At 53.4% G+C, this 4,649-nt stretch carries 5 protein-coding genes and 1 pseudogene; 4 read left to right on the top strand and 2 right to left on the bottom strand.

The window, feature by feature from the left end; genetic code table 11:
* Window positions 1–73: 73 nt before the first annotated feature.
* From hxpB to ACSZO4_RS24720, 4 genes and pseudogenes are all read left to right on the top strand, one after another.
* Window positions 74–508 (top strand): annotated as a pseudogene (gene hxpB, locus ACSZO4_RS24735) (hexitol phosphatase HxpB); the annotation flags it as partial.
* A 133-nt stretch (window positions 509–641) separates the two neighbouring features.
* A complete protein-coding gene (kduD, locus tag ACSZO4_RS24730) occupies window positions 642–1,403 on the top strand; it encodes a 2-dehydro-3-deoxy-D-gluconate 5-dehydrogenase KduD (protein ID WP_437891735.1) in 762 nt (253 codons plus the stop codon).
* Between the two features lie 96 nt (window positions 1,404–1,499).
* Complete coding sequence (locus ACSZO4_RS24725) at window positions 1,500–2,090, top strand: metal-dependent hydrolase (RefSeq protein WP_437891734.1); 591 nt, start codon at window positions 1,500–1,502, stop codon at window positions 2,088–2,090.
* A 130-nt stretch (window positions 2,091–2,220) separates the two neighbouring features.
* Entirely contained in the window at window positions 2,221–3,612 is a 1,392-nt protein-coding gene (locus tag ACSZO4_RS24720; RefSeq protein ID WP_437891733.1) for an L-cystine transporter, read from the top strand.
* A gap of 42 nt (window positions 3,613–3,654) precedes the next feature.
* Here ACSZO4_RS24720 and cedA read toward each other — a convergent pair whose 3' ends face one another.
* Both cedA and osmE read right to left on the bottom strand, forming a co-directional pair.
* Window positions 3,655–3,981, bottom strand: a complete 327-nt coding sequence (gene cedA, locus ACSZO4_RS24715; protein ID WP_437891732.1) for a cell division activator CedA — start codon at window positions 3,979–3,981, stop codon at window positions 3,655–3,657.
* 143 nt (window positions 3,982–4,124) lie between these two features.
* Window positions 4,125–4,466: an osmotically-inducible lipoprotein OsmE gene (gene osmE, locus ACSZO4_RS24710; RefSeq protein WP_437891731.1), complete on the bottom strand. Its 342-nt coding sequence runs from the start codon at window positions 4,464–4,466 to the stop codon at window positions 4,125–4,127.
* Between the last annotated feature and the right edge of the window lie 183 nt (window positions 4,467–4,649).

The raw sequence follows: 4,649 nt of genomic DNA, 5'->3' as shown, positions 1-4,649 counted from the left end.
TGAACCAGATTTAATCTGACAGACACCTGTATAAATAACCGGTAACTGTCAGATCAGGTCTGAGCTAGTACACATTATCAGCCGCGCCATTTCTCTGGTTGAAGAACAGCGCCCGCTGTTGCCGGGTGCCCGCAAAGCCATCGCATTGTGTAAAGCGAACGGACTGAAGGTCGGCCTGGCTTCAGCATCGCCACTACATATGCTGGAAAAAGTTCTGGCCATGTTCGACCTGCGTGACAATTTCGACGCGCTGGCCTCCGCCGAACATCTCCCCTTGAGCAAACCACATCCTCAGGTCTATCTCGACTGTGCCGCCAGACTGGGTGTTGATCCGCCTTGCTGCGTTGCGCTCGAAGACTCCACGAATGGCATGATTGCCAGCAAAGCGGCGCGCATGCGCTCCATCGTGGTTCCAGCCGAAGAGCACCGACACGACCCGCGTTATGCGCTTGCCGATGTTAAGCTGGACACGCTTGAAGCGCTGACCCTGACCCATCTGCGCGGGTAACGGGCAACAGGAGGAGGTGCGCAAACACCTCCTTTTTATTTTTTTGAAACATCGTTTCATTTTATTTGTATTTCACCTCTTTTACCCCTATTCTTAGCTCGAGTAATGTGAGCCTAACCATGACGGGGTAACTATGATTCTTGATGCTTTTTCGCTGGCAAATAAAGTCGCCATTGTCACCGGCTGTGATACCGGGCTGGGACAGGGTATGGCGCTGGGGCTTGCCCAGGCAGGCTGTGACATTGTTGGCGTCGGACGTAAAACGCCGGAAGAAACCCGTCAACGGGTTACGGCGCTGGGCAGACGTTTTCTGGCGGTCCAGGCGGATTTGAGCAGGCAGGATGCGCTTAGCGGCATCGTAGAGCAAGCCGCCTCACAGATGGGGCGCGTTGATATTCTGCTTAATAATGCGGGGACTATTCGCCGCTGTGATGCCCTTGAATTCAGCGAAAAAGACTGGGATGAGGTGATGGATCTTAATCTCAAGACGGTTTTTTTCCTCTCCCAGGCCGTCGCCCGCCAGTTTATCGCCCAGGGTAGCGGCGGCAAGATAATCAATATCGCCTCCATGCTCTCTTTCCAGGGCGGGATCCGCGTCCCCTCTTACACCGCGTCAAAAAGCGGTCTGATGGGCCTCACGCGCCTGATGGCAAACGAATGGGCGGTGCACAATATCAATGTCAATGCCATCGCGCCAGGCTACATGGCAACCAACAATACTCAGGCACTGCGGGAAGACGAAGACCGTAACAAAGCCATTCTTGAACGTATCCCTGCCGGGCGCTGGGGCAACCCGGAGGATCTGCAAGGCCCGGCGGTTTTCCTCGCCTCTGCGGCAGCAGATTATATTAACGGCTACACCCTTGCGGTGGACGGCGGCTGGCTGGCGCGATAAATGTCATCCTTGTGACAAAGAGTTACACCGTCACCTCTTCCGTCTACTGTATAAAAACCCTATACTGTATACATCGACAGTTGGGTGAGTTTTATCATGACGGCGGAAGGACACCTGCTTTTTTCTATTGCCTGCGCGGTGTTTGCTAAAAATGCCGAATTAACACCGGTGCTGGCACAAGGTGACTGGTGGCATATTGTGCCTTCCGCCATTCTGACCTGCCTGTTACCTGATATTGACCACCCGAAGTCTTTTCTCGGCCAGCGCCTGAAATGGATCTCAAAACCCGTTGCCCGCATGTTCGGGCATCGCGGCTTTACCCATAGCCTGCTCGCAGTCTTTATTGCCCTGACGCTGTTCTATCTTAAGGTGCCGGAGAGCTGGATAATCCCTACCGATGCCTTGCAGGGCATGGTGCTGGGCTATTTAAGCCACATCCTGGCCGACATGATAACCCCCGCCGGTGTTCCTCTGCTCTGGCCATGCCGCTGGCGCTTTCGTCTGCCGCTGCTGGCGCCGCAAAAAGGTAATCAACTGGAGCGCGCGCTGTGCATGGCGCTGTTCACCTGGGCACTGTGGATGCCGCAGACGATGCCCGATAACAGTGCAGTGCGCTGGTCATCACAGATGATCAATCTGCTGCAAACCCAGTTCAATCGTTTTATTCACCAGCAAATCGGCCATTAAACAGCCAGAAACGCCAGTAATAGAATAATTCATTCCATTTGGATATAAGCCTCAGCAGGCTCTTCTGCTAACCTTCCGCCACAGGTGGGTATGAGGATGCCTGCCACATAATTACATCAGGAGAACGGGGATGAATTTTCCTTTAATCGCGAATATCGTGGTATTCGTCGCTCTGCTATTGCTGTTGGCGCAAACCCGCCACAAGCAGTGGAGTCTGGCGAAAAAAGTACTGGCGGGCTTAGGCCTTGGCGTCGTTTTTGGCCTCGCACTACAGGCTATCTATGGCGCGGCTAACCCGGTACTGAAAGATTCGATTCAGTGGTTCAATGTGGTCGGCAACGGCTATGTGCAACTGCTGCAAATGATTGTCATGCCGCTGGTTTTTGCTTCGATTCTGAGCGCCGTTGCCCGTCTGCATAACGCCTCGCAATTGGGCAAAATCAGCGTCTTAACCATTGGCACATTGCTGTTCACCACCCTGATCTCTGCATTAGTGGGCGTGCTGGTGACCAACTTGTTTGGTTTAACCGCCGAAGGCCTGGTACAGGGTTCGGCAGAAACCGCGCGCCTGGCAGCGATTCAGACCAATTATGCCGGGAAAGTCGCGGATCTGAGCGTTCCGCAACTGCTGCTGTCGTTCGTGCCGAAAAACCCCTTTGCCGAGCTGACCGGCGCCAATCCAACCTCCATCATCAGCGTGGTGATTTTTGCCGCTTTCCTCGGCGTTGCCGCACTTAAGCTGCTGAAAGATGATGCGCCGAAGGGCGAGCGCGTACTGACCGCAATCGACACGCTGCAAAGCTGGGTGATGAAACTGGTACGCCTGGTTATGCAACTGACGCCTTACGGTGTGCTGGCGCTGATGACCAAAGTAGTTGCAGGCTCCAATATTGAGGACATCATTAAGCTCGGCAGCTTTGTGATTGCCTCTTATCTTGGTCTGGGCATTATGTTTGTCGTGCACGGCATTCTGCTGGGCGTTAACGGCGTCAGTCCGCTGAAATTTTTCCGCAAAGTCTGGCCGGTTCTGACTTTCGCCTTTACCAGTCGCTCCAGCGCCGCGTCTATTCCGCTGAATGTGGAAGCGCAAACCCGTCGCCTGGGCGTGCCGGAATCCATCGCCAGCTTCGCCGCGTCCTTTGGCGCGACCATTGGTCAGAACGGTTGTGCGGGCCTCTACCCTGCCATGCTGGCGGTAATGGTGGCACCGACGGTGGGTATCAATCCACTGGATCCTCTGTGGATAGCAACCCTGGTGGGGATCGTAACCGTCAGCTCTGCGGGCGTTGCGGGTGTCGGCGGCGGCGCGACTTTTGCGGCGTTGATTGTGCTGCCTGCGATGGGCCTGCCTGTCACCCTGGTCGCGTTGCTGATTTCCGTTGAACCGCTGATTGATATGGGCCGTACGGCGCTGAACGTCAACGGTTCAATGACTGCTGGTACCTTGACCAGTCAGTGGCTGAAGCAGACCGATAAAACCCTTCTGGACAGTGAAGACGACGCCGAACTGGCGCACCGTTAATCACACACTGAATACCGCCTGCATCGTCAGGCGGTTTATCTGTTACTCTTCGATTTCGCCTTCCTGCCGCGTCTGCACTGCCCAACGCTGGGCCGCATCCGGCACGGTAAAGACCGGGGAACGTTTGAAACGCTCGCCCATCAACACGAAAGCCACATATTTCCCACGCAATAACCAGACATCACGGAATCCATCAACCTTTATGGCATGGTCCGGTGGCGCGGGCTCAATACGAGGAACATATCTGATCACGCGGCGATTTTGCTGGCGTAAAGTTTTCATAGGCGAAGAGTTCACTAAAACAAATTCAACAAACACGAAACCCCTATCATAGCCGATTGTTACCCTGCTCGTCGCGCTGACGTGCATTCGACAACTGTTTTCTCAGGGTTTGACGGAAAAATGGCTGATAGGTTGCGTTGAAAAACAAAACCCCTGAGCATGGAATATTCAGGCTCAGGGGTTCACTTCACTCAGGCAGTTATACTTTGTTCAACGTTCAGAACGAAAAATTACTTCTTAGCCGCCTGCGGATCGGTGTCATATTCAGCACAGGTTTGATAGCCCGAGTTCATTACGTGCCCGGTCTCATCCAGCGCCACGAAATAGGTCTCGGTTTTACCTTCTCGTTGACCCAGGATATAAGTCTGGCAAGTACCACGGGCATGAATCATCGAAACTTCAGAAGAAGGTCGGCCTGCAACCTGCATCACCTGCTGGCGGGTCATCCCTTTTTTGATATCTTTCACCACCGGGGTGGTGAATTGATCTTTGGTACGATCGTAAGCTGTACAACCAGCCAACATTGCCAGAATCGCTGCTGCACCTAATATTCCTGCGACATTCTTTTTCATATTCCATCCTCTTGTTATCCGCTTGTGTCTCAGCGCGTTATCTAAGCCTGGAATATAAAATTACATTTTTCAACTAAAGGCGCTGACGGGCATAACTTTCGGAGAATTCTAAGGAAGGTGCGATTTAATCGGTGGGGTTCAGTGGAGTCCTTATCTGTATTAGCCTTACCTTAGCTGAGCTGT

Source organism: Phytobacter sp. V91, assembly GCF_965644225.1.
GTDB lineage: Bacteria > Pseudomonadota > Gammaproteobacteria > Enterobacterales > Enterobacteriaceae > CBFFRJ01.
The sequence above is the reverse complement of the archived record's forward strand: the minus strand, read 5'-3'. Positions and strand labels throughout refer to the sequence as shown.